This is a genomic window from Streptomyces sp. NPDC098789 (assembly GCF_044759975.1).
Taxonomy (GTDB): Bacteria; Actinomycetota; Actinomycetes; order Streptomycetales; family Streptomycetaceae; genus Streptomyces.
Genome location: NZ_JBIWAJ010000001.1, coordinates 777490 through 801806 on the forward strand (window position 1 = coordinate 777490; position 24317 = coordinate 801806).

Annotated in this window: 26 protein-coding genes, 1 pseudogene and 1 riboswitch; of the genes and pseudogenes, 25 read left to right on the forward strand and 2 right to left on the reverse strand. The window is 71.5% G+C overall.

The genetic code is table 11. The features are described from left to right. Positions 1–125: 125 nt before the first annotated feature. Positions 126–2090, forward strand: coding sequence for an ATP-dependent zinc metalloprotease FtsH (gene ftsH / locus ACIQWR_RS03735; protein ID WP_404004885.1), 1965 nt, complete (start codon positions 126–128; stop codon positions 2088–2090). Positions 2091–2130: 40 nt separating this feature from the next. On the opposite strand, the gene ACIQWR_RS03740 is transcribed toward ftsH, so the two are convergent. Next, complete coding sequence (locus ACIQWR_RS03740; protein WP_404004887.1) at positions 2131–2814, reverse strand: methyltransferase type 11; 684 nt, start codon at positions 2812–2814, stop codon at positions 2131–2133. Positions 2815–2947: 133 nt separating this feature from the next. On the opposite strand from ACIQWR_RS03740, the gene proS reads away from it, so the two are divergent. The 18 genes and pseudogenes from proS to ACIQWR_RS03830 all read left to right on the forward strand — a co-directional run bounded on the left by proS (position 2948) and on the right by ACIQWR_RS03830 (position 17445). Continuing rightward, entirely contained in the window at positions 2948–4360 is a 1413-nt protein-coding gene (gene proS / locus ACIQWR_RS03745; RefSeq protein WP_404004889.1) for a proline--tRNA ligase, read from the forward strand. A 199-nt stretch (positions 4361–4559) separates the two neighbouring features. Further along, positions 4560–5159 carry a hypothetical protein gene (locus ACIQWR_RS03750; protein WP_354380087.1) on the forward strand — a complete coding sequence of 200 codons (600 nt, stop codon included), beginning with the start codon at positions 4560–4562 and terminating at the stop codon, positions 5157–5159. Between the two features lie 231 nt (positions 5160–5390). Beyond that, positions 5391–5831, forward strand: a complete 441-nt coding sequence (gene rpsP, locus ACIQWR_RS03755; RefSeq protein WP_330332868.1) for a 30S ribosomal protein S16 — start codon at positions 5391–5393, stop codon at positions 5829–5831. 2 nt (positions 5832–5833) lie between these two features. Further along, positions 5834–6073, forward strand: coding sequence for an RNA-binding protein (locus ACIQWR_RS03760; RefSeq protein ID WP_283456387.1), 240 nt, complete (start codon positions 5834–5836; stop codon positions 6071–6073). Between the two features lie 93 nt (positions 6074–6166). Further along, positions 6167–6778, forward strand: a complete 612-nt coding sequence (gene rimM / locus ACIQWR_RS03765) for a ribosome maturation factor RimM (RefSeq protein ID WP_404004892.1) — start codon at positions 6167–6169, stop codon at positions 6776–6778. Beyond that, positions 6778–7599 (forward strand): tRNA (guanosine(37)-N1)-methyltransferase TrmD, encoded by an 822-nt coding sequence (gene trmD, locus ACIQWR_RS03770; RefSeq protein ID WP_399265720.1) that lies wholly within the window; start codon positions 6778–6780, stop codon positions 7597–7599. Before rimM ends, trmD begins: the two co-directional genes overlap by 1 nt. Positions 7600–7732: 133 nt before the next feature. After that, on the forward strand, positions 7733–8083 hold the full coding sequence (gene rplS / locus ACIQWR_RS03775) for a 50S ribosomal protein L19 (protein WP_399265722.1): 351 nt from the start codon (positions 7733–7735) through the stop codon (positions 8081–8083). Between the two features lie 46 nt (positions 8084–8129). Continuing rightward, positions 8130–8894 (forward strand): signal peptidase I, encoded by a 765-nt coding sequence (gene lepB, locus ACIQWR_RS03780; protein ID WP_404004894.1) that lies wholly within the window; start codon positions 8130–8132, stop codon positions 8892–8894. Further along, positions 8887–9924 (forward strand): annotated as a pseudogene (gene lepB / locus ACIQWR_RS03785) (signal peptidase I); the annotation flags it as partial. The gene lepB (ACIQWR_RS03780) and the pseudogene lepB (ACIQWR_RS03785), both read left to right, overlap by 8 nt. After that, complete coding sequence (gene lepB / locus ACIQWR_RS03790; RefSeq protein ID WP_404004896.1) at positions 9896–10768, forward strand: signal peptidase I; 873 nt, start codon at positions 9896–9898, stop codon at positions 10766–10768. The pseudogene lepB (ACIQWR_RS03785) and the gene lepB (ACIQWR_RS03790), both read left to right, overlap by 29 nt. A 45-nt stretch (positions 10769–10813) precedes the next feature. Next, the gene (lepB, locus tag ACIQWR_RS03795) at positions 10814–11590 is read left to right on the forward strand and encodes a signal peptidase I (RefSeq protein WP_404004898.1); all 777 of its coding nucleotides are present in this window, start codon (positions 10814–10816) and stop codon (positions 11588–11590) included. Continuing rightward, entirely contained in the window at positions 11577–12068 is a 492-nt protein-coding gene (locus ACIQWR_RS03800) for an NUDIX hydrolase (protein WP_404004900.1), read from the forward strand. The genes lepB (ACIQWR_RS03795) and ACIQWR_RS03800 overlap by 14 nt, the downstream gene beginning before the upstream one ends. Positions 12069–12123: 55 nt before the next feature. Further along, positions 12124–12432, forward strand: coding sequence for a DUF2469 domain-containing protein (locus tag ACIQWR_RS03805; RefSeq protein WP_005311352.1), 309 nt, complete (start codon positions 12124–12126; stop codon positions 12430–12432). A 104-nt stretch (positions 12433–12536) separates the two neighbouring features. Beyond that, entirely contained in the window at positions 12537–12986 is a 450-nt protein-coding gene (locus ACIQWR_RS03810; protein WP_404004902.1) for a YraN family protein, read from the forward strand. Then, positions 12986–14611: a YifB family Mg chelatase-like AAA ATPase gene (locus tag ACIQWR_RS03815; protein ID WP_404004904.1), complete on the forward strand. Its 1626-nt coding sequence runs from the start codon at positions 12986–12988 to the stop codon at positions 14609–14611. Before ACIQWR_RS03810 ends, ACIQWR_RS03815 begins: the two co-directional genes overlap by 1 nt. Beyond that, positions 14608–15792: a DNA-processing protein DprA gene (dprA, locus tag ACIQWR_RS03820; protein ID WP_404004906.1), complete on the forward strand. Its 1185-nt coding sequence runs from the start codon at positions 14608–14610 to the stop codon at positions 15790–15792. Before ACIQWR_RS03815 ends, dprA begins: the two co-directional genes overlap by 4 nt. A gap of 209 nt (positions 15793–16001) precedes the next feature. After that, the gene (gene whiG, locus ACIQWR_RS03825; RefSeq protein WP_385779103.1) at positions 16002–16835 is read left to right on the forward strand and encodes an RNA polymerase sigma factor WhiG; all 834 of its coding nucleotides are present in this window, start codon (positions 16002–16004) and stop codon (positions 16833–16835) included. A 52-nt stretch (positions 16836–16887) separates the two neighbouring features. Beyond that, on the forward strand, positions 16888–17445 hold the full coding sequence (locus ACIQWR_RS03830) for a TetR/AcrR family transcriptional regulator (protein ID WP_385779218.1): 558 nt from the start codon (positions 16888–16890) through the stop codon (positions 17443–17445). 17 nt (positions 17446–17462) lie between these two features. On the opposite strand, the gene ACIQWR_RS03835 is transcribed toward ACIQWR_RS03830, so the two are convergent. Continuing rightward, on the reverse strand, positions 17463–18002 hold the full coding sequence (locus ACIQWR_RS03835) for a M23 family metallopeptidase (protein ID WP_404004909.1): 540 nt from the start codon (positions 18000–18002) through the stop codon (positions 17463–17465). A 250-nt stretch (positions 18003–18252) separates the two neighbouring features. On the opposite strand from ACIQWR_RS03835, the gene rpsB reads away from it, so the two are divergent. The 6 genes from rpsB to rlmN all read left to right on the forward strand — a co-directional run bounded on the left by rpsB (position 18253) and on the right by rlmN (position 24075). Further along, the gene (rpsB, locus tag ACIQWR_RS03840) at positions 18253–19188 is read left to right on the forward strand and encodes a 30S ribosomal protein S2 (protein WP_404004911.1); all 936 of its coding nucleotides are present in this window, start codon (positions 18253–18255) and stop codon (positions 19186–19188) included. A 134-nt stretch (positions 19189–19322) separates the two neighbouring features. Beyond that, entirely contained in the window at positions 19323–20159 is an 837-nt protein-coding gene (gene tsf / locus ACIQWR_RS03845) for a translation elongation factor Ts (RefSeq protein WP_404004913.1), read from the forward strand. Positions 20160–20321: 162 nt separating this feature from the next. Continuing rightward, a complete protein-coding gene (gene pyrH, locus ACIQWR_RS03850) occupies positions 20322–21101 on the forward strand; it encodes a UMP kinase (protein WP_404004914.1) in 780 nt (259 codons plus the stop codon). Between the two features lie 68 nt (positions 21102–21169). Then, positions 21170–21727, forward strand: coding sequence for a ribosome recycling factor (gene frr / locus ACIQWR_RS03855; RefSeq protein ID WP_404004915.1), 558 nt, complete (start codon positions 21170–21172; stop codon positions 21725–21727). Continuing rightward, entirely contained in the window at positions 21727–22794 is a 1068-nt protein-coding gene (locus tag ACIQWR_RS03860) for a phosphatidate cytidylyltransferase (RefSeq protein WP_404004916.1), read from the forward strand. The genes frr and ACIQWR_RS03860 overlap by 1 nt, the downstream gene beginning before the upstream one ends. Before the next feature lie 165 nt (positions 22795–22959). After that, positions 22960–24075 (forward strand): 23S rRNA (adenine(2503)-C(2))-methyltransferase RlmN, encoded by a 1116-nt coding sequence (gene rlmN / locus ACIQWR_RS03865; protein WP_404004917.1) that lies wholly within the window; start codon positions 22960–22962, stop codon positions 24073–24075. Between the two features lie 72 nt (positions 24076–24147). Beyond that, positions 24148–24256: riboswitch (TPP riboswitch) on the forward strand. Positions 24257–24317 lie beyond the last annotated feature (61 nt).

Below are 24317 nucleotides of genomic sequence, written 5' to 3' on the forward strand. Positions count from 1 at the left end.
ACCACGAGGGGCCCCGGTCGCGACCAGCGACCGGGGCCCCTCGCGCGTGCGGGCTGGTCAGGGGCTGTGGCGGGGCTGCCGCGCGGACCGTCGCCCCATGGGGCGACGGTCCGGTTTGTGGCTTAATGTCGGCCGGGAGGACGGCAGAAGGAGGCCTCGTGCCCAGCCCCACCCCCGTACCGCCGCGCGACCGGGCCGACACGCCCTGGCGCTCCGAGGGCGCCCCGCCCGCCCCGCCGCCCAAGAAGAAGATGCCCGGCGGCTGGCGCGGGCTGATCCTGACGGCGCTGATCGTCTACCTGCTGACCAACCTGGTGCTGTCGTTCTTCAACGAGGGCGACGAGCCGACCATCCCGTACACCGAGTTCAGCAAGCAGGTCACCAGCGGCAACGTCTCGAAGATCTACTCCAAGGGCGACGCCATCCAGGGCGAGCTGAAGAACAAGCAGCCCAGGCCCGCCGGAGACGGGGACGGCGACTACACCAAGTTCACGACCCAGCGCCCCGCCTTCGCCGACGACCAGCTCTGGTCCAGCCTCACGTCCAAGGGCGTCGTCGTCACCGCCTCCCCGGTGGTGGAGCACCGCAGCTTCCTGGCCAACCTGCTCATCTCGCTCGCCCCGATGCTGCTGCTCGTCGGCCTGTGGGTGCTCATCGCCCGCAGGATGAGCGGCGGCGGCCTGGGCGGCCCCGGCGGCCTCGGTCGCAAGCAGCCCCCCAAGCCGGTCGAGCTGGAGGGCGGCAAGCGCACCACCTTCGAGGACGTGGCGGGCATCGACGAGGTGGAGGGCGAGCTGAGCGAGGTCGTCGACTTCCTCAAGAACCCCGAGCGCTACCACCGGATGGGTGCCCGGATGCCCGGCGGCGTCCTGCTCGCGGGCCCGCCCGGCACCGGCAAGACCCTGCTGGCCCGCGCGGTCGCCGGCGAGGCCGGCGTGCCGTTCTTCTCGGCCTCCGCCTCCGAGTTCATCGAGATGATCGTCGGCGTCGGCGCCTCCCGGGTCCGCGAACTCTTCACCGAGGCCCGCAAGGTGGCCCCCGCGATCATCTTCATCGACGAGATCGACACCATCGGCCGGGCCCGCGGCGGCGGCGCGGGCATGGGCGGCCACGACGAGCGCGAACAGACCCTGAACCAGATCCTCACCGAGATGGACGGCTTCTCCGGCTCCGAGGGCGTCGTCGTCATCGCCGCCACCAACCGCGCCGACGTGCTCGACCCCGCCCTCACCCGGCCCGGCCGCTTCGACCGCACGGTCGTGGTCTCCCCGCCCGACCGGGGCGGCCGCGAGGCCATCCTGCGCATCCACACCCGGGACATCCCGCTGGCCCAGGAGGTGAGCCTGGCCCAGGTCGCCCGCACCACCCCCGGGATGACCGGCGCCGACCTCGCCAACCTCGCCAACGAGGCGGCCCTGCTGGCCGTCAAGCGCGAGCAGAAGGCCGTGACCCAGACGGACCTGTCCGACGCCCTGGAGAAGGTCCAGCTCGGCGCGGAGCGGCCGCTGGTCATGCCGGAGGAGGAGCGCCGCCGCACGGCGTACCACGAGAGCGGCCACGCGCTGCTGGGCATGCTCCAACCGGGCGCCGACCCGGTCCGCAAGATCACCATCGTGCCGCGCGGACGGGCCCTCGGCGTCACCCTCTCCACCCCGGACGCCGACCGGTACGCGTACACCGAGGAGTACCTGCGCGGCCGGATCATCGGCGCGCTCGGCGGGATGGCCGCCGAACAGGTGGTCTACGAGGTCATCACCACCGGCGCCGAGAACGACCTCGAACAGGTGACGAACCTGGCCCGGGGCATGGTCGCCCGCTGGGGCATGAGCGAGCGCGTGGGCAGGCTGACCGCGATCCCCTCGGACGCGCAGAGCGCCTACGGCCTCTCCGCGGCCCCGGCCACCCTGGACGCGGTCGACGCCGAGATGCGCCGGATCGTGGACGAGTGCTACGAGACGGCCTGCCGGCTGCTGCGCGAGAACCGCGACAAGCTGGACGCGCTGGCCCGCGCCCTGCTGGCGAACGAGACGCTGGAGGAGGCGGCGGCGTACGAGGCGGCCGGCATCACCCGGCTGACGAAGCACTCCTGAGGGAGCGGCGGGGGCCGCGCGCCCCCGCCTCCTGGCGCCCTCAAGCCGTCCGGGCGATGACGTACCGGAAGATGTTCGGCAGCCACACGGCCCCGTCGGGTCGCTCGAACGGGTGCAGCGCCTCGACGAGTTCCTTCTCCGCCTGCACCGGGTCGGCGCCGTCGTAGAGCCCGGTCGAGAGCAGGCCCCGCACCGCGCTCTCCATGTCCGCGTACCCGAACGGGCAGAACACCCGCCCCGAGCCGTCGGGCCGCAGCCCGGCCCGCTCCACGAGGGCGTCCAGGTCCACCGGCGCGGGCCCGCCGCCCGGCACCGCGGGGACCGTGCAGCGCTCCGGCGGCCCCCAGTCGGCCAGCACCACCGTCGCGCCGCGGCGGAGCACGGCCAGGGCCGCGGGCAGCGCCCGGGGATCGGGACCCACGGAGGTCAGCACGTCGTACGGGCGCAGCTCCGGCCCCGGCCCGGGCGGCGCGGCCAGCACCTCCAGCACCCGCTCCCCGGCCAGGGCCCGCAGCGCGGGCCGTCCCTCGACCCCGGTCACCCGGGCTCCCCGGCCCGCGGCCAGCAGCAGGCCGAGACCGGCCCCGCAGTCCAGGCCGAGCAGCCGGTCGCCCGGCCCGACCTCCAGTCGGTCGTAGACCGCTTCGTAGAGCGGCACCAGCATCCGTTCCTGGATCTCCGCCCAGTCCCGGGCCACGTGCGTCGCCGTCGGCGTCGGTGTCATCGAAAGAGCGCTCCTGATTCCGTGTCGCCCCCCTTGGCCCCCGTTGCCAGGGAACTCCCCATTCGCCCCCGCGTCCAGAGGAGCGCCGGCCCCGATTCACGTTCGGCGTGCCGGGCGCCGTACCATTCGCGCCATGGCAAAGGCACCCGTTCTCACCCCCCAGGCGGAGGATTTCCCCCGCTGGTACCAGGATCTGATCAACAAGGCCGAGCTGGCCGACAACGGTCCGGTACGCGGCACCATGGTCATCCGACCGTACGGCTACGGGCTGTGGGAGCGGATGCAGCAGGAGATGGACGCGCGCATCAAGGACGCGGGCGCCCAGAACGCGTACTTCCCGCTGTTCATCCCGCAGTCGTACCTGACGCGGGAGGCCGAGCACGTCGAGGGCTTCGCCCCCGAGCTGGCGGTCGTCACGCACGGCGGCGGCAAGGAGCTCGACGAGCCGGTCGTGGTCCGGCCCACCTCCGAGACGATCATCAACGACTACTTCTCCAAGTGGGTCCAGAGCTACCGCGACCTGCCCCTGCTGATCAACCAGTGGGCGAACGTGGTCCGCTGGGAGATGCGTCCGCGCGTGTTCCTCCGTACGAGCGAGTTCCTCTGGCAGGAGGGCCACACGGCCCACGCCACCTACGAGGACGCCCGCGCGTACGCCGCCCGGATCCACACGGACGTCTACGGCGACTTCATGACCAACGTGCTCGGCATCGACGTCGTGCTCGGCCGCAAGACCGCCAAGGAGCGCTTCGCGGGCGCCATCAACACCCTCACCCTCGAGGGCATGATGGGCGACGGCAAGGCGCTGCAGCTCGGTACCAGCCACGAGCTGGGCACCAACTTCGCCAAGGCCTTCAACACGCAGTACCTGTCGAAGGAAGGCAAGCAGGAGCTGGTCTGGCAGACCTCGTGGGGCGTTTCGACCCGCATGGTCGGCGGCCTGATCATGTCCCACGGCGACGACAACGGGCTGCGGGTGCCGCCGCGGCTGGCGGCCGTCCAGGTCGTCGTCATGGCGATCAAGGGCGACGAGGCCGTCGCGAAGGTGCGCGAGCTGGGCGACCAGCTCAAGGCCGCGGGCATCCGCGTGCAGGTCGACGACCGCGTCGACACCCCCTTCGGCCGTCGCGCCGTGGACTGGGAGCTCAAGGGCGTACCGGTCCGCATCGAGATCGGCCCCCGCGACCTGGAGGCCGGCACCGCGATGCTGGCCCGCCGGATCCCGGGCGGCAAGGAGCCGGTGCAGATCACGGACCTGGTCGCGCTGCTGCCCAAGGTGATGGAGGAGGACCAGGCGCAGCTGCTGCGCGAGTCCCGCGAGCGCCGCATCGCCCGTACGTCCGACGTCGCGACCATCGGGGAGGCCGCCGAGGCCGCCGTCGCCGGTGGCTGGGCGCGGATCCCGTGGGCCGACCTCGGCCCCGAGGGCGAGGCGAAGCTCGCCGAGCAGGCCGTCTCCGTGCGCTGCCTCATCGCCGAGGACGGCTCGGTCCCGCAGGCGGACGACGCTCCGGGAACCCTCGCCATCGTGGCGCGTTCCTACTGATGTGACCTGAAGTGACGCTGGGGGTGCCCCCGGAAGGTGACTGACCACCTCCGGGGGCACCCCCATACGTACCGACTCCTCCGGAGATCTGCGCACCCGGCCTCATCCGGACGCATGAGACTGAACTGACTGGTACGTGCAAAAAATTTGGAATGGCCCGGAATCGGAACACCGGGGCACCTCGGCTCGTTGTCACGACGTGAGCACGACACCACCTGTTCTCGCCGCAGAGCTGGCGCAGGCGTGGGCCGATATTCAGCGGTACCACCCCGAGCTGCCTGACCTTGCCGCGCCCGAGTCCCTGATCGGAGAGTCCTCGTCCGCCTGCGGCGCGGAACTCTCCTTCGAGCGACTGCTGCACGAGGCAGTCCACGGCATCGCCGCAGCCCGCGGTGTCCGTGACACGTCCCGTGCCGGCCGCTACCACAACCGCAGATTCCTCGCGATCGCCGAGGAGATGGGCCTGGACCACTCCGAGGAGCCGCACGCGAGCAGCGGCTTCTCACTGGTCGCCCTGAACCCCGAGGCGAAGAAGCGGTACCGGCCGACCATGGAGCGCCTCCAGCGCGCCCTGAAGGCCCATACCGTCGCCACCGCCGCCGACACCAAGCGCAGCTTCCGCGGACCGGCCGCCCGGCACGGGTCCTCCGGCGGCGGGGTGCGCGTCAAGGCGGTCTGCGACTGCGGGCGCAACGTCCGGGTCGTGCCGTCGGTGCTCGCCCAGGCCCCGATCGTGTGCGGCGGCTGCGGCAAGCCCTTCCGCATCCCCGAGGTGGCCGTCTCCGCCGCGGCTTCCTGAGCCCGGTCCGGCGAGGGGCCGGCCCCCGGGGGGTGTCGGAGGGCCGGCCGGGGGTGCGGGTGACCCCGGGGTGGAAGCACCGCGGTCATGTGGCACAATGACTAGCTGTACTCGACAGTCGAACAGGCCCCTCTCTCCTACGACTGACGCGTCCATCGGGCATCCGAGTACCGCAACCCCACGTGGCATCTCATGTGCCCAACCACGTCAAGTTCAGGAGACACCACTCCAGTGGCAGTCAAGATCAAGCTCAAGCGCCTCGGCAAGATTCGCCAGCCGCACTACCGCATCGTCGTCGCCGACTCGCGCACCCGCCGCGATGGTCGTGCGATCGAGGAAATCGGTCTGTACCACCCCACGTACAACCCCTCGCGCATCGAGGTCGACGCCGAGCGCGCGCAGTACTGGCTCTCCGTCGGCGCCCAGCCGACCGAGGCCGTCCTCGCGATCCTGAAGCTCACCGGTGACTGGCAGGCGCACAAGGGCCTCCCGGCCCCCGCGCCGCTGCTGCAGCCGGAGACCAAGGAAAGCAAGCGTCGCACCTTCGACGAGTTCGCCAAGGCCCTCGAGGGCATCGGCGAGACCAAGGGCGAGGCCATCACGCAGAAGGCCAAGAAGGCCGACAAGAAGGCGGACGAGGCTGAGGCCGCCGCCGAGTCGACCGAGGCCTGATCATGCTCGAGGAGGCTCTTGAGCACCTCGTGAAGGGCATTGTGGACAATCCCGATGACGTGCAGGTCGCCTCGCGCACCCTGCGTCGCGGGCAGGTGCTCGAGGTCCGGGTCCACCCGGATGACCTCGGCAAGGTGATCGGCCGCAACGGCCGCACCGCACGTGCCCTGCGGACCGTCGTGGGCGCCATCGGCGGCCGTGGTATCCGCGTCGACCTCGTCGACGTGGACCAGGTCCGCTGAGACCGCGTCCAGCGCAGGAATGAATCACCGGCACGGGCCGGGGAGGGCATGTGCCCTTCCCGGCCCGTCGTCGTCTGAACAGGAGAGACAAGCGTGCAGCTCGTAGTCGCGCGGATCGGCCGCGCCCATGGGATCAAGGGTGAGGTCACCGTAGAGGTGCGCACCGACGAGCCGGAGCTGCGGCTCGGCGTCGGTGCGGTCCTCCAGACCGAACCCCTGTCGGCGGGTCCGCTGACCATCGAGACCGGCCGGGTGCACAGCGGCCGGCTCCTGCTCCGCTTCGCGGGCGTCAAGGACCGCACCGGCGCCGAGGCGCTGCGCAACATCCTGCTGATCGCCGAAGTGGACCCCGAGGAGCTTCCGGAGGACCCGGAGGAGTTCTACGACCACCAGTTGATGGACCTGGACGTCGTGCTCCAGGACGGGACGGAGATCGGTCGGATCACCGAGATCTCCCACCTGCCCTCGCAGGACCTGTTCATCGTCGAGCGGCCGGACGGCACCGAGGTGATGATCCCCTTCGTCGAGGAGATCGTCCTGGAGATCGACCTCTCGGAGCAGCGCGCGGTCATCGACCCGCCGCCCGGGCTGATCGACGACCGTGCGGTGATCGCTTCCGAGCGCGATGCCGAGGCCGGAGCCGGGGCCGACGCCGAGGCCGGGACCGAGGTCAAGACCGAGGCCGAGCCCGAGGGCGATGCCTGATGCGGCTGGACGTCGTCACCATCTTCCCGGAGTACCTCGACCCGCTCGACGTCTCCCTCGTCGGCAAGGCCCGGGCCCGCGGCCAGCTCGACGTACACGTCCACGACCTGCGGGAATGGACGTACGACCGGCACAACACGGTCGATGACACCCCCTACGGCGGCGGCCCCGGGATGGTCATGAAGACCGACCCGTGGGGCGAGGCCCTGGACACCGCCCTGGCCGACGGCTACGAATCCGGCGCCCACGGTCCGGTCATGGTCGTCCCCACCCCGAGCGGGCGCCCGTTCACCCAGGAACTCGCCGTCGAGCTGGCCGAGCGCCCCTGGCTGATCTTCACCCCCGCCCGGTACGAGGGCATCGACCGCCGGGTGATGGACGAGTACGCGACGCGCATGCCGGTCTACGAGGTCTCCATCGGGGACTACGTGCTGGCAGGCGGCGAGGCGGCGGTCCTGGTGATCACCGAGGCCGTGGCCCGGCTGCTCCCCGGGGTCCTCGGCAACGCCGAATCGCACCGGGACGACTCCTTCGCTCCCGGTGACATGGCGAACCTGCTGGAGGGGCCCGTCTACACCAAGCCCCCGGAGTGGCGCGGACGCGGCATCCCCGAGGTCCTGCTCAGCGGGCACCACGGGAAGATCGCCCGCTGGCGCCGGGACGAGGCGTTCCGCCGCACCACCCTCAACAGGCCCGACCTGATCGAGCGTTGCGAGGCGTCCGGCTTCGACAAGAAGGACCGCGAGACCCTCTCGGTCCTGGGCTGGTCGCCGACGCCCGACGGCCGATTTTGGCGCAGGCCCCCGGCCGTGGAAGAATAGGCGGCTGCTGTACGTCCGCGCGCGCCCCTGCCACAGGGGGACCGTCGCCCGCGGGTCGGGACAGCTCCCGAATTCTCTCCGAAGAACCCGCCCGGCGGCCTGTGGCGTCGTGCGTAGAAAGCAGACGAAGAACATGTCTCACGTGCTCGACGCCGTCACCGCCGGCAGCCTGCGTACGGACCTCCCGGCCTTCCGCCCGGGTGACACCGTCAACGTCCACGTCCGCGTGATCGAGGGCAACCGCTCCCGTATCCAGCAGTTCAAGGGCGTAGTCATCCGTCGCCAGGGTTCTGGCGTCAGCGAGTCCTTCACGGTCCGCAAGGTCTCCTTCAGCGTCGGCGTGGAGCGTACCTTCCCGGTGCACTCCCCGATCTTCGAGAAGATCGAGCTCGTCACCCGCGGTGACGTGCGTCGCGCCAAGCTGTACTTCCTCCGTGAGCTCCGCGGCAAGGCCGCGAAGATCAAGGAGAAGCGCGACCGCTGAGGTCCCCTTCGGTGTCCGGAGGCATCCGGATAGGCTCGCCCCCGATATGGACACCGAGGCATCTCACACGCAACGCGACCGCTCTTCCCCCGACGAGGGGGAGGGGAGGTCGCGTTTCGCGTTCTCCGGGGCCCGGCTGAGGCGCCCCGGGTGGTTCACCTGGCGCCGCGCCGGGCTGCTCGGGGTCGTCTGCACCGTCTTCCTGCTGCTGCTGAGCAATTTCGTGGTGCAGCCCTTCCTGATCCCGAGCCGCTCGATGGAGCCGACGCTCGCTATCGGCGACCGGGTGCTGGTGAACAAGCTGGCGTACGGGTCCGGGGCCCAGCCCGAGCGCGGTGACCTGGTCGTCTTCGACGGCACGGGGTCCTTCGTGCCGGAGCGCGCCGGCGACGACAACCCGGTCGGCGAGGCCCTGCACGGCGCCGCGTCGGCCCTCGGGCTCGCCGAACCGTCCGACACGGACTTCGTCAAGCGGGTCATCGGGGTCGGCGGCGACGACGTGGTGTGCTGCGACGCGGGCGGGCAGCTGGTGGTGAACGGCGTCCCCGTGCGGGAGCCCTACCTGTATCCGGGTGACACGGCGTCGAAGGTGCCCTTCCGGATCGTCGTCCCCCTGGGCACCCTGTGGGTCATGGGTGATCACCGCTCCCAGTCCCGGGACTCCCGGGACCACCTCGGGGAGCCGGGCGGCGGGATGGTGCCGGTGGACAAAGTGATCGGACGGGCCGACTGGATCGGCTGGCCCGCCTCCCGCTGGAGGTCCCTGGGGACCACCAGCGGCTCCGGCGGCTCCGGCGGTGGACATGGGTAGCCGGGGGCGGGAGCGCGGCGAGGAGCCGGAGCCCGCCCGTCCGGTGGCGCCGACGCCGACGCCAACGCCGACGCCGGGCGCGGACCCCGAGCTGGCCGTGCTCGGCGGTCGGGCGGAGCGGCGCAGGCTGGCCCGCAAGGTCAAGCGGCGCAGGCGCACCCGGCGGGTCGGTGAGCTGCCGCTGCTGGTCGCGGTCGCGCTGTGCATCGCCCTGCTCCTCAAGACCTTCCTCGTCCAGGCCTTCTACATCCCGTCGGGGTCGATGGAGCAGACGATCCGGATCGGCGACCGGGTCCTCGTGGACAAGTTCACCCCCTGGTTCGGTGCCAAGGTCGAGCGCGGCGACGTCGTGGTCTTCAAGGACCCCGGCGGCTGGCTGCGCGGCGAGTCGGCCCGGCCCGCGGCCGACCCGATCGTCGTCAAGCAGATCAAGCAGGGCCTGACCTTCATCGGCCTGCTGCCCTCGGCCGACGAGCAGGACCTGATCAAGCGGGTCATCGGGGTGGGCGGGGACACCGTCAAGTGCTGCGACGCCCGGGGCCGGGTCACCGTCAACGGAGCGCCGCTCGATGAGCCGTACGTGTCACCCGGCAACGCGCCCTCCGAGATCATGTTCGAGGTGAAGGTGCCCAAGGGCAGGCTCTTCGTCCTCGGTGACCACCGGGCCAACTCCGCCGACTCCCGCTACCACCTCGACGAGGCGTTTCACGGCACGATCGCCGAAAGCGGCGTGGTGGGGCGCGCCATCGTGATCGCCTGGCCCTACGGGCACTGGGGCGAGTTCGATCAACCCGCCACCTTCCTCTCCGTTCCGGACGAGGAGCGCCGGGGCAGGCGGGGGCGCCGCGGGCGGCGTGCGCGTCGTGGGGGTGCCGCGTTCGCATAGTGTGTCCTAGGTCTCCCGCTCCTTACCAAGGGAACTCCCGCTCGTTAAGGGAGGGGAGGGCCCCCGCCGGTTCGGCGCGGGCGGCACATCGGAGTGAGGAGTGGATGTGGGGGACGTGGCGGTAGGAGCACGATCCGGACGCGATGAGCCCGAGGACCAGCGGCCGGAGGCAGCCGTCGAGAACGAGACCCACGACGGCGAGAGCGCCCCGCCCGCGCACCGGTCCTTCTGGAAGGAGCTTCCGCTCCTCATCGGCATCGCGCTGGTGCTGGCCCTGCTGATCAAGACCTTCCTGGTCCAGGCCTTCTCGATCCCGTCCGAGTCCATGCAGAACACGCTGCAGAAGGGCGACCGGGTCCTGGTCGACAAGCTGACCCCGTGGTTCGGCTCGGAGCCGGAGCGCGGCGAGGTCGTGGTCTTCCACGACCCGGCGAACTGGCTGGACGGCGAGCCCACTCCGGACCCGAACATCGCGCAGAAGGTGCTCAGCTTCATCGGTCTGATGCCCTCGGCCGAGGAGAAGGACCTGATCAAGCGGACCATCGCGGTCGGCGGGGACACCGTGGAGTGCAAGAAGGGCGGCCCGGTCGTCGTCAACGGCAAGCAGCTCGACGAGCCGTACATCTTCCCGGGCAACACCGCCTGTGACGACAAGCCGTTCGGCCCGCTGACCGTGCCCAAGGGCAAGATCTGGGTGATGGGCGACCACCGGCAGAACTCGCAGGACTCGCGCTGGCACCAGGAGGACTCGACCGGTGGCTTCGTGCCGGTCGACAAGGTCGTCGGCCGCGCCGTGGTGGTGGCCTGGCCGATCACCCGCTGGTCCACGCTGCCGGTGCCGGACACCTTCGACCAGCCGGGGATCAACAAGAAGCCCGTGGCGACGGCGCTCGGCGCGGCCGCTCCGGCCGGTCTGGGCCTCGCGACGGCGCTGCCGATCGTGCTGTGGCGCAGGCGGAAGCTGACCAAGACGCCTACCGCCGGGTAGGGTGCCGCCCAGGTCGACGATCTCCGAGGTGCTGGGGGCGCTGGTATGGGCGGGTCAAACGGTTCGATACGTGGCAGGGACGGCCGCGGCGGCCTCGGCAATGTCTTGTCGGGGATCGCCGTGGCCATTGGTTTCGCCCTCTTCCTCGGAGGGTTCGCCTGGGGTGCGCTGGTGTACCGGCCGTACACCGTGCCGACCGAGTCGATGGTCCCGACGGTGCAGGCCGGGGACCGGGTGATGGCGCAGCGGATCGAGGGCTCCGAGGTGCGCCGCGGGGACGTGGTCATCTTCACCGACTCCGTGTGGAGCGACTCGCCGATGGTCAAGCGGGTCGTCGGGCTCGGCGGCGACACCGTGCGCTGCTGTGACGCGGCGGGCCGGCTGACCTTGAACGGCAAGCCGCTGGTCGAGCCCTACATCGCCGATCCGGGGTCCACGCAGACCTCCACGGGCTCGGGCAAGGCGTCGGACGTCACCTTCGAGGTGACCGTGCCGCAGGGCAAGCTCTTCCTGTTGGGCGACCGGCGCTCGATCTCCCTGGACTCCCGGGCCCACCTGCAGGAAGCGGGTCAGGGCATGGTCCCGCTGGACTCGGTGAGCGCGCGGGTGGACGCCCGGGCGTGGCCGGACCCCGCGATGCTGGCGCGGCCGACGACCTACGACGCGCTGCCGGGCGGGACCTCCCGCCCGGGCCCGCTGCGGCTCCAGCTGGCCGCGGTGGTGGCCGGAGCGGCGCTGGTGCTCCTCGGAGCCGCCTACGGGCCGCTGGCGCGGGTCCTCGGGCGCTCGCGGCGACGGGAGCGCGTCGGTGCCCGGGGCTGAGGTCCGCAAGGTGTCCCGGGTGATCCTGCTCGACCCGGCCGACCGGATCCTGCTGTTGCACGGCTTCGAACCGCAGGACCCGGCGGAGCACTGGTGGTTCACCCCGGGCGGCGGGCTGGAGGGCGCCGAGAGCCGTGAGCAGGCCGCGCTGCGGGAGCTCGCGGAGGAGACGGGGATCACCGAGGTGGAGCTGGGGCCGGTGCTCTGGCAGCGCTACTGCGCGTTCCCCTTCGACGGGCGGCGCTGGGAGCAGGACGAGTGGTACTTCCTGGCCCGTACCGACCGGACGGAGGTGGCCACGGACGGTTTCACCGAGCTGGAGCGGCGCAGCGTCACCGGAGCCAGGTGGTGGACCTCCGAGGAACTCATCGCGGCGCGTGAGACGGTGTACCCGACCAGACTCGGCGAGCTGCTGCGCACGCTGCTCGCAGAGGGTCCGCCGCGTGCGCCGGTGATCCTGGCCCCGGAAATCGTTTAGGGGCGGACGGGCCTGGCGCACAATAGGGGGACGCACGGCTGAAGGGGAACATGCCATGAGCGCCGAGGACCTCGAGAAGTACGAGACCGAGATGGAGCTGAAGCTCTATCGGGAGTACCGCGACGTCGTCGGGCTGTTCAAGTACGTGATCGAGACCGAACGTCGTTTCTATCTGACCAACGACTACGAGATGCAGGTGCATTCGGTCCAGGGCGAGGTCTTCTTCGAGGTCTCGATGGCGGACGCCTGGGTCTGGGACATGTACCGACCGGCCCGGTTCGTCAAGCAGGTGAGGGTGTTGACGTTCAAGGACGTGAACATCGAGGAGCTCAACAAGAGCGACTTGGAGCTGCCGGGCAGCTGATTCACCCGAAGGGGTGAGTGAGTTGTCCACAACGCCCGGGTTGTCCACCAAGATCCACACGGTGGGCCGGGTCGCGGGATCGTCGGTGCCGGAGGTGGTGCCGGATGGACGCGAAGGGCGTGGCACAGCAGGAGGCGTCGGCCCGGCCGGCGCGGGTGGTACGGACATCGGGGGAGCGGGCCGCGGCCCGGCGGGCGCTCGGGCGGTACGGCGAGGAGCTGGCCGCCCGACGGCTGACCGGCTCCGGGATGACCGTGATCGCCCGGAACTGGCGCTGCCGGGCCGGTGAGATCGACATCCTCGCCCGGGACGGGGACGCCCTCGTCGTCTGCGAGGTGAAGACCCGCCGGTCCGGGCCCGCCGGTTCACCGATGTTCGAACACCCGATGGCCGCGGTCCGGCCCGGCAAGACCGACCGGCTGCGGCTGCTCGCCGGGCGCTGGCTCGCCGATCACGGCGGACCACCGCCGGGCGGGGTGCGCATCGACCTGGTCGGGGTGGTGCTGCCCCGACGCGGGGCCCCCGTGGTGGAACACGTCAGGGGGGTGGCCTGATGGGCTTCGCGCGGACCTGCTCGGTGGCACTCGTGGGCGTCGAGGGCGTGGTGGTCGAGGTCCAGGCCGACCTCGAACCGGGAGTGGCCGCCTTCACCCTGGTCGGGCTCCCCGACAAGACACTGGTCGAGAGCCGGGACCGGGTCCGGGCCGCCGTGGTGAACTCCGGCGCCGAATGGCCCCAGAAGAAGCTGACGGTCGGTCTCAGCCCGGCCTCGGTGCCCAAATCCGGCTCGGGCTTCGACCTCGCCGTCGCCGCCGCCGTCCTGGGCGCGGCGGAGCGGGTGGACCCGGCGGTGATCGCGGACCTGCTGCTCATCGGTGAACTCGGGCTCGACGGGCGGGTGCGCCCGGTGCGGGGGATCCTGCCCGCCGTGCTCGCCGCGGCCGAGGCGGGGTACCGGCAGGTGGTGGTGCCCCAGCAGTGCGCGGCCGAGGCCGCGTTGGTGCCCGAGGTGTCGGTGCTGGGGGTGCGGAGCCTGCGCCAGCTGATCGCCGTGCTGACCGACGGGGAGGTGCCGGACGAGGGGCCGCCGGACGCGGTCGTGCGACCGGATCCGATGACGGCCGGGCTGGTGGTCCCGGGGGCCGGTCTGGGCACGGGGCTGGCGAGCGGGGGGTACGGCGCCTGCGCGCCGCCCGACCTCGCGGAGGTGGCGGGGCAGCGCGGAGCCCGGCGGGCGCTGGAGGTGGCCGCCGCGGGCGGGCACCACCTGTTCCTGACCGGACCGCCGGGGGCGGGCAAGACCATGCTCGCCGAGCGGCTGCCCGGGATCATGCCGCCGCTCGGTCGGCAGGACTCCCTGGAGGTCACCGCCGTGCATTCGGTCGCGGGGATCCTGCCGCCCGGGGAACCCCTGGTGACCGCGGCGCCGTACTGCGCCCCGCACCACTCGGCGACCATGCAGTCCCTGGTGGGCGGGGGCAGCGGGATGCCCCGGCCCGGGGCCGTGTCCCTGGCCCACCGAGGGGTCCTCTTCCTGGACGAGGCGCCCGAGTTCAGCGGGCGGGTGCTGGACGCCCTGCGCCAGCCGTTGGAGTCCGGCCAGGTGGTGATCGCCCGGGCCGCCGGGGTGATGCGGCTGCCGGCCCGCTTCCTGATGGTCCTCGCGGCCAACCCCTGTCCCTGCGGGCGGCAGACCCTGCGCGGCGCGGGGTGCGAGTGCGCGCCCTCGGCCGTCCGGCGCTACCAGGGGCGGCTGTCCGGGCCGCTGTTGGACCGGGTGGACCTGCGGGTCGAGGTGGAACCGGTCGGCCGGTCCGACCTCGTCGGCGGGGGCGGTCGGGGCGAAGCCAGCGCGGTCGTGGCCCTGCGGGTGGCGGGGGCCAGGGCGCGGGCGGCGGAGCGGCTCGCCGGCACCCCCTGGCGGGTCAACGCCGAGGTGCCGGGCCATGAGCTGCGCACCCGCTGGCTGCCCGCACCGGGCGCCCTGGCGCAGGCCGAGCGGGACCTGGAGCGGGGCCTGCTCACCGCGCGCGGCCTGGACCGGGTGCTGCGGGTCGCCTGGACGGTGTCCGACCTGGCCGAGAAGGACCGCCCCGACGCCCGGGACGTGGCGGTCGCCCTGGAACTGCGCACCGGCATCGCCCGCGGTGTCCCGCTCCCCGAGGGATGCGGGTCATGACCCCGGAAGCGCCGGCCCCGGAGGAGGAGCGGCGGGCCCGGGCCGCGCTCACCCGGGTGCTGGAGCCCGGGGACGAGCGGGCCGGCCGGCTGCTGCGGGAGCGGGGCGCGGTCGCGCTGCTGCGGGAGCTGACCGCGCCCGGCCCGGGACCCGAGGGCCTGGCCGGGCCGGATGGGCGCCGGCTCGACGGGTACCGCAGGCGGGCATCGGCCGCTGATCCCGACCGGGACCTGGCCGCCGCGGCGGCGGTCGGCGCCCGGTTCGTCTGCCCGGGCTCGCCCCAGTGGCCCTCGCAGCTCGACGACCTCGGCGACGCCCGGCCGGTGGGGCTGTGGCTGCGCGGCCTGCCCGACCTGCGCACCTGGGCCCTGCGCTCGGTCGCGGTGGTCGGCGCCCGCGCCTGCACCCCGTACGGCGCGCACATGGCGCAGGGTCTGGCGGCCGGGCTGGCCGAGCGGGGCTGGGTGGTGGTGTCCGGGGCGGCGTACGGGATCGACGGGGCGGCCCACAGGGGGGCGCTCGCCGCGGGCGGGGCCACGGCGGCGGTACTGGCCTGCGGGGTGGACGTCGCCTACCCGCGCGGACATGCCGGACTGCTGGGCCGGATCGCCGCGCAGGGGCTGGTGATCGGTGAACTCCCGCCCGGCAGCCATCCCACGCCCAGCCGCTTCGTCCAGCGCAACCGGGTCATCGCGGCGTTGACGCGGGGGACCGTGGTCGTCGAGGCCGCCCATCGCAGCGGGTCCCTCGTCACCGCCCGGCGGGCGCACGGGCTGGGTCGCTTCATCATGGGCGTCCCCGGGCCCGCCACCAGCGGGCTCTCGGGCGGCGTGCACGAACTGCTGCGCGGCGAAGGGGTACTGGTCACGGACGCCGCCGAGGTCATCGAACTGGTCGGCGCCATCGGGGAGCTGGCCCCCGAGCGGCGCGGACCGGTGCTCGCCCGGGACCTGCTGCACCCGGACACCGCACGGGTGTTGGAAGAGCTCCCCGCCGGACGGCCCGTGCGGGCGGCGGACCTCGCCCGGGCCGTGGGCGGCGGCACCGATGAAGTCATCGGCAGACTGTACGAACTTCACTCTCTGGGGTTCGTCGAACGGCAGGGCGATGACTGGCAGTTGAGCAGGCAAACACATGGGAGAGCCACTCAAACCGGTGGCGTCCGGCGAGGCGGTCATTGACCTGGGGCGTTCCGGTGAAAGAGTGAAGCCGATGAGAGAAGCGGTCTTCCCGATGGCAGCCGCCGGGACCCCGCGCGAGGCGCCGGTCCCGGGCCTCCCGTGCGAGGCAGGAGGCCCCGACGGCCCCGCGCGATCCCGTACTCTTCGCGCACCGCGACACTTTCGTCACGCTACGCTCCCAAGGATTCCGGCTCCGGCAAAGGCGAAGCATGCCCCAGCACACCTCAGGGTCTGACCGCGCTGCGGTGCCCCCCGCTGCCCGCGGCAGCGTGCGGACCACCGCGCCCTCGTCCCTGGACGTGCTCTGGCGCTCGTACAAGGAATCGGGGGACGAGCGTCTGCGGGAACAGCTGATCCTGCACTACTCGCCGCTCGTCAAGTACGTGGCCGGCCGCGTCAGCGTGGGCCTGCCGCCCAATGTGGAGCAGGCCGACTTCGTCTCCTCCGGGGTCTTCGGGCTGATCGACGCCATCGAGAAGTTCGACATCGAGCGCTCCATCAAGTTCGAGACGTACGCGATCACCCGGATCCGGGGCGCGATGATCGACGAACTGCGCGCCCTGGACTGGATCCCGCGCTCGGTGCGGCAGAAGGCGCGGGCCGTCGAGCGGGCCTACGCCACGCTCGAAGCCCAGTTGCGGCGCACGCCCACCGAGACCGAGGTGGCCGACGAGATGGGCGTCGCGCTGGAGGAACTGCACGCGGTCTTCAGCCAGTTGTCGCTGGCCAACGTGGTCGCCCTGGAAGAGTTGCTGCACGTGGGCGGCGAGGGCGACCGCCTCTCGCTGATGGACACCTTGGAGGACACCGCCGCCGACAACCCGGTGGCCGTGGCCGAGGACCGCGAGCTGCGCCGGTTGCTCGCGCGGGCGATCAACACGCTCCCCGACCGGGAGAAGACGGTGGTGACCCTCTACTACTACGAGGGGCTCACCTTGGCCGAGATCGGTCACGTCCTCGGGGTCACCGAGAGCCGGGTCAGCCAGATCCACACCAAGTCGGTCCTCCAGCTGCGGGCCAAGCTGGCGGATGTGGGGCGCTGAGTCCCCGGTACCTCCGTAGAGTGGGCGCGTGCCCAGGATTCGAGCGGCCTCCGTGGCCGAGCACCGGACGATGCAGCGAGGCGCCCTGCTGGACGCCGCGCGCTCCCTGCTGTCCGAAGGCGGGACGGAAGCGTTGAGCTTCCCCGCCCTCGCCGAACGGACCGGTCTCGCCCGGTCCTCCGTCTACGAGTACTTCCGCTCCCGCGCGGCCGTGGTCGAAGAGCTGTGCGTCGTGGACTTCCCCGTCTGGGCCGCCGAGATCGAGGCCGCGATGGAGCGGGCCGCCACTCCGGAGGCCAAGATCGAGGCGTACGTCCGCAGCCAGCTGGGCCTGGTGGGCGACCAGCGCCACCGCGCCGTGGTCGCGATCTCCGCCAGCGAGCTGGACGCCGGTGCGCGCGAGAAGATCCGCGCCGCGCACGGGGGCCTGATCGCGATGATCGTCGAGGCGCTGGCCGCCCTGGGCCAGGAGCAGCCGCGACTGGCCGCGATGCTGTTGCAAGGGGTCGTCGACGCCGCCGTGCGCCGGATCGAGCTGGGGGCCGGCGAGGACCCGGCCGAGGTGACCGAGACCGCCGTCTCGATGGCGCTCCGGGGCGTCCGGGGCTGACGCCGCGCGGCGCGCCCTCAGGGGGCCCGCGGTAGCAGTCGGGGGCTCGGGCGCGGGAGCAGGAGCAGCGGGTTGAGGTACGTCTCGCCCGCCAACAGGCCCCAGTGCAGGCACGGGGCCGCGCAGTGACCGCCCGCTTCGAGGGCCGCGACCACGAGCCCGGCACGCACCTGGTCGCCCTCGGCGACGAGGGGGCGCACCGGCTCGTACGTGGTGCGCAGGCCCCCCGGCAGGGTCAGCGAGAGCACGCCGCGTCCCGCCACCCGTCCGGCGTAGTGCACCCGGCCGGTACCCACCGCCCGGACCCGCGTACCCACCGGTGCGATCAGGTCCACGCCCCGGTGGCCCGCCGCGTACGGGGTGGGCGGCGGGTCCCACCAGCGCGCCACGTGCAGCGGGGCGGGCAGCGGGCGGCCGCCGGCCCCGCCGGGAGCGGGAACTGGAGCGGGAACGGGAGCAGCGGCAGCGGCACGCGCGAGAGCGGGCGCGGACGCCGGGGCGAGCGCCGCCGCCGGGGCCGCCAGCAGGGCCGCCAGCACCAGGTTCAGGGTCTTCATGCCCCCACCGTCCCGCGCCGGGGACACGCTCCGTCGCGGCCTGTGGACGGACCGTTCGATGTGGACATCGCCGTCACCCGGCATACCGCCGGGTCCCGTACACTTCTGGTGGCGATCCGGGTCACCGGGTCGACTTCGCACGCCCCAGCACCGGCCTCTCAGGCCGCGTGGCAGCGTCTCTCGGTCCCCTCCACGGGGGCAGGGCGCGGTGGGACGTCAGGAACCAAACCGAGAAAACAAGGAGATGGCCATGGCCGTCGTCACGATGCGGGAGCTGCTGGAAAGCGGCGTCCACTTCGGTCACCAGACCCGTCGTTGGAACCCGAAGATGAAGCGCTTCATCTTCACGGAGCGCAACGGCATCTACATCATCGACCTGCTGCAGTCGCTGTCGTACATCGACCGCGCCTACGAGTTCGTGAAGGAGACCGTCGCCCACGGCGGTTCCATCATGTTCGTCGGTACCAAGAAGCAGGCGCAGGAAGCCATCGCCGAGCAGGCGACGCGCGTCGGCATGCCGTACGTCAACCAGCGGTGGCTCGGTGGCATGCTCACCAACTTCTCCACCGTCTACAAGCGCCTCCAGCGTCTGAAGGAGCTTGAGGCGATCGACTTCGAGGACGTCGCGGCCTCGGGTCTCACCAAGAAGGAGCTCCTCGTGCTCTCGCGCGAGAAGACCAAGCTGGAGAAGACCCTCGGCGGCATCCGCGAGATGTCGAAGGTTCCCAGCGCCGTCTGGATCGTCGACACCAAGAAGGAGCACATCGCCGTCGGTGAGGCGCGCAAGCTCCACATCCCGGTCGTCGCGATCCTCGACACCAACTGTGACCCCGACGAGGTCGACTACAAGATCCCGGGCAACGACGACGCGATCCGCTCCGTCACCCTGCTCACCCGCGTGATCGCCGACGCCGTCGCCGAGGGCCTCATCGCCCGTTCCGGTGCCGCCACCGGTGACTCGAAGCCGGGCGAGAAGGCCGTCGCCGAGCCGCTCGCCGAGTGGGAGCGCGACCTGCTCGAGGGCGACAAGAAGGCCGACGACGCTGCTGAGGCTCCGGCCGAGGCCGCTGCCGAGGCTCCGGTCGCCGAGGCCGCCGAGGTCGTCGAGACCCCGGCCGCCGAGGTCGAGGCTCCGGCCGCCGAGGCCGTCGTCGAGGCTCCGGCCGCCGACGCCGAGCAGGCCTGACCCACTGAGAGCGCCCGGCGTTCATGCGCCGGGCACTCGCAGCACGGACGATGACGGCGGGGGAGCCGCGCCACAAGCGCGCTCCTCCGCCGTTCACCCGTAGATCTACGACTTCGAGAGAGAATCACAGACTCATGGCGAACTACACCGCCGCTGACGTCAAGAAGCTCCGCGAGCTCACCGGCGTCGGCATGTTGGACTGCAAGAACGCGCTGGTCGAGTCCGACGGCGACGTCGACAAGGCCATCGAGGCGCTCCGCATCAAGGGTCAGAAGGGCGTCGCCAAGCGCGAAGGCCGTTCTGCCGAGAACGGTGCCGTCGCCTCGCTCATCGCCGACGACAACACCTCCGGTGTCATCGTCGAGCTGAAGTGCGAGACGGACTTCGTCGCCAAGGGCGACAAGTTCCAGGCCGTCACCGACCAGCTGGCCGCCCACATCGCCAAGACCACCCCGGCCGACCTCGAGGCGCTGCTCGCGTCCGAGATCGAGGCCGGCAAGACGGTCCAGGCGTTCGTGGACGAGGCCAACGCCAACCTTGGCGAGAAGATCGTCCTGGACCGCTTCGCGCAGTTCACCGGCGGTTACGTCTCGGCGTACATGCACCGCACCATGCCCGACCTGCCGTTCCAGATCGGCGTCCTGGTCGAGCTGGACAAGGCCAACGCCGAGGTCGCCCGCGGCGTCGCGCAGCACATCGCCGCGTTCGCGCCGAAGTGGCTGGCCGAGGACGAGATCCCGGCCGAGCTCCTCGAGTCCGAGCGTCGCGTCGCCGAAGAGGTCACCCGCGCGGAGGGCAAGCCCGAGGCTGCCCTTCCGAAGATCGTCGAGGGTCGCGTCAAGGGCTTCGTCCGCGACAACACCCTGCTCGGCCAGGCCTACGCCCTGGACGCCAAGAAGTCCGTCCAGAAGATTCTGGACGAGGCCGGTGTCACCCTGGTGCGCTTCGCGCGCATCAAGGTCGGCATCTGAGTCCGTCCGTACGCGACGGACACCGGACCCCGGTAGGGTCTGAAGCAGTCGTCCGCGTTCGCGCCGGACGACCGCAGATCTGACGAGGAGGCCATTGCCGTAGAGGGAACCGCAAGGACCCACCGGCAATGGCCTCCTTCGTATGTGCACGAGGAGATCTCCATGAATCAGGGCGTGGACCCCCACACCGCTTCCGACGACAAGAGCGACCAGGACAAGAAGGGTCGCCGCTTCATGCTGAAGCTGTCCGGCGAAGCCTTCTCCGGCGGCGGCGGCCTGGGCGTCGACCCCGACGTCGTGCACGCCATCGCCCGCGAGATCGCGGCCGTAGTCCGCGACGGCGCCGAGATCGCGGTCGTCATCGGCGGCGGCAACTTCTTCCGCGGTGCCGAGCTCCAGCAGCGCGGCATGGACCGGGCCCGGTCCGACTACATGGGCATGCTGGGCACGGTCATGAACTGCCTCGCCCTCCAGGACTTCCTGGAGAAGGAGGGCATCGACTCCCGCGTCCAGACCGCCATCACCATGGGCCAGGTCGCGGAGCCCTACATCCCGCTGCGCGCCGTGCGCCACCTGGAGAAGGGGCGCGTCGTCATCTTCGGCGCGGGCATGGGCATGCCGTACTTCTCCACCGACACCACGGCCGCCCAGCGCGCCCTGGAGATCGACGCCGAGGCCCTGCTGATGGGCAAGAACGGCGTGGACGGGGTCTACGACTCCGACCCGAAGAAGAACCCGGACGCGGTGAAGTTCGACGCGCTGGAGTACAGCGAGGTGCTGTCCCGCGACCTCAAGGTCGCCGACGCCACGGCCATCACGCTGTGCCGCGACAACAAGCTGCCGATCCTGGTCTTCGAACTGCTCGCCGAGGGCAATATCGCCCGCGCGGTCAAGGGTGAGAAGATCGGCACGCTCGTCAGCGACCAGAGCACCCGGGCCTGACACGGGCGACCGGCGCCCGGCCGGCCCGCCAGCCTGAACCATCCATTCAAGACATGCAGGAGCACGTGGTGATCGAAGAAACCCTCCTCGAGGCCGAGGAGAAGATGGAGAAGGCCGTCGTCGTCGCCAAGGAAGACTTCGCGGCGATCCGGACCGGCCGTGCGCACCCGGCGATGTTCAACAAGATCGTGGCCGAGTACTACGGCGCGGTCACGCCGATCAACCAGCTCGCCTCCTTCGCGGTTCCCGAGCCGCGCATGGCCATCGTGACGCCGTTCGACGCGTCGGCCCTGAAGAACATCGAGCAGGCCATCCGGGACTCCGACCTCGGCGTCAACCCGAGCAACGACGGCCGCATCATCCGCGTCACCTTCCCCGAGCTGACGGGGGAGCGCCGCAAGGAGTACATCAAGGTCGCCAAGACCAAGGCCGAGGACTCCAAGATCTCCATCCGTTCCATCCGCCGCAAGGCGAAGGACACCCTCGACAAGATGGTGAAGGACAAGGAGGCCGGCGAGGACGACGTGCGCCGCGCGGAGAAGGAGCTCGACGACGCCACCGCGAAGTACGTCGCGCAGGTCGACGAGCTGCTGAAGCACAAGGAAGCCGAGCTGCTCGAAGTCTGATGAACGACTCTCCCTGGCGGGCGGAGCCGGTTCCGGCGGGTCCCGCATACGATGCGCAGGTGGGCACGCACACTCGGCCCATGCCCATCGTTCCCGATGCCGCCGGCCGTGACTTCGACGACCGGGAAGCACGCGATCCGGGGGCCGCCGATGCGGGCGGCCCCCAGTTCCGCGCCGAGACGCCGCCGCAGGAGCCCATGTCCACCCCACCTTCGCAGGCCCCGCAGGACGCCTCGCAGCCCCCGCAGAAGAAGCGGGCCGGGCGTGACCTGCGCGCCGCCATAGGGGTCGGCATCGGCCTCGGCGCGGTGATCTTCGCCTCGCTGTTCATCGTCAAGGCGGTGTTCGTCGGCGTCGTCGTCGTCGCGGTCGTCGTGGGGCTGTGGGAGCTGACCTCCCGCCTCCAGGAGCAGAAGGGCATCAAGGCCCCGCTGGTCCCGCTCGCGGTCGGTGGCGCGGCCATGGTCATCGCCGGATACGTCCGGGGGGCCGAGGGCGCCTGGGTCGCGATGGCGCTCACCGCGCTCGCGGTGCTCGTGTGGCGGATGACCGAACCCCCCGAGGACTACCTCAAAGACGTCACGGCGGGGGTCTTCGCCGCCTTCTACGTCCCCTTCCTGGCCACCTTCGTCGCGATGCTCCTCACCGCGGACGACGGGCCGCAGCGCGTGGTCACCTTCCTGCTCCTGACGGTGGTCAGCGACACCGGGGCGTACGCGGTCGGCTGGCGCTTCGGCAAGCACAAGCTGGCCCCGCGCATCAGCCCCGGGAAGACCCGCGAGGGGCTCTTCGGAGCGGTGGCCTTCGCGATGGTCGCCGGTGCGCTGTGCATGGAGTTCCTGATCGACGGCGGCGCTTGGTGGCAGGGTCTGCTGCTGGGTCTGACGGTCGCGGTCAGCGCCACGCTGGGCGACCTCGGCGAGTCGATGATCAAGCGGGACCTCGGCATCAAGGACATGGGCACGCTGCTGCCGGGGCACGGCGGGATCATGGACCGGCTGGACTCGCTGCTGCCGACCGCGCCCGTGGTGTGGCTGCTGCTGGCGGCGTTCGTCGGCACCGGCTGACCCGTCCGGGTTATCCTGGAAAGCGCGTCGCGGATGAGTGGCGCGCTTTCCCCGTTTCTGCGGGGATGGCCCCGTGAGCTCTCCGGGCACCGGGCGCGCCATTCACACTGACTCCGCTCACGCGCGGAGATCGCCCGGGTTCGTCAGATTTGAGGAGTACCAGTCATGGCCCCCCGTCCTGTCCCGGGAGAGCTCACTTTCGTCGCCCCTCGTGGAGTCAAGAAGCCCCCGAGGCACCTGGCCGACCTCACCCCCGAGGAACGGCGCGAGGCCGTGGCCGCGATCGGCGAGAAGCCGTTCCGGGCCAAGCAGCTGTCGCAGCACTACTTCGCCCGGTACAACCACGACCCGGCGCAGTGGACGGACATTCCCGCGGCCTCCCGCGAGAAGCTCCGCGAGGAGCTGCTCCCCGACCTGATGTCGGTCATCCGGCACATCTCGTGCGACGACGACACCACCCGCAAGACGCTGTGGAAGCTGCACGACGGCACGCTGGTCGAGTCCGTCCTGATGCGCTACCCCGAGCGGGTCACCATGTGCATCTCCTCGCAGGCGGGCTGCGGCATGAACTGCCCGTTCTGCGCCACCGGCCAGGCGGGGCTGGACCGCAACCTCTCCACCGCGGAGATCGTGCACCAGATCGTCGACGGCATGCGCGCCCTGCGCGACGGCGAGGTGCCCGGCGGCCCGGCGCGCCTGTCGAACATCGTCTTCATGGGCATGGGCGAGCCGCTGGCCAACTACAACCGCGTGGTCGGCGCCATCCGCCGGCTGACCGACCCGGAGCCCGACGGCCTCGGCCTGTCGCAGCGCGGCATCACGGTCTCCACCGTCGGCCTGGTTCCGGCCATGCTGCGCTTCGCCGACGAGGGCTTCAAGTGCCGGCTGGCCGTCTCGCTGCACGCGCCCGACGATGAGCTGCGCGACACCCTGGTACCGGTGAACACCCGCTGGAACGTGCGCGAGGTGCTGGACGCGGCCTGGGAGTACGCCGACAAGTCCGGCCGCCGGATCTCCATCGAGTACGCGTTGATCCGTGACATCAACGACCAGGCCTGGCGCGGCGACCGGCTGGGCCGGCTGCTCAAGGGCAAGCGCGTGCACGTCAACCTGATCCCGCTGAACCCGACCCCGGGCTCCAAGTGGACCGCCTCGCGCCCCGAGGACGAGCGGGCCTTCGTCCAGGCCATCGCGAACCACGGCGTGCCGGTCACCGTCCGGGACACGCGCGGTCAGGAGATCGACGGCGCCTGCGGCCAGCTCGCCGCTTCGGAGCGCTAGCAGCACGGCGCCGGGTTCCGGATTTCTTCCTGGAGTGGGGCCGCGGGGTACCCTGTGGCCGAAACCAACTGCATATTCCGACAGGGGAGCGCCACAGCGCTGAGAGTGCGGTAACCGTCACCGCAGACCCTCTGAACCTCGCCCGGGTCATTCCGGGTAGGAAGTTCGGTCACCACTCAAGCTGTTGCGCCCTGCCCGGCGACCGCTCTCGCGTCCACGTGACGCGAGGCGCCGGGCAGGGC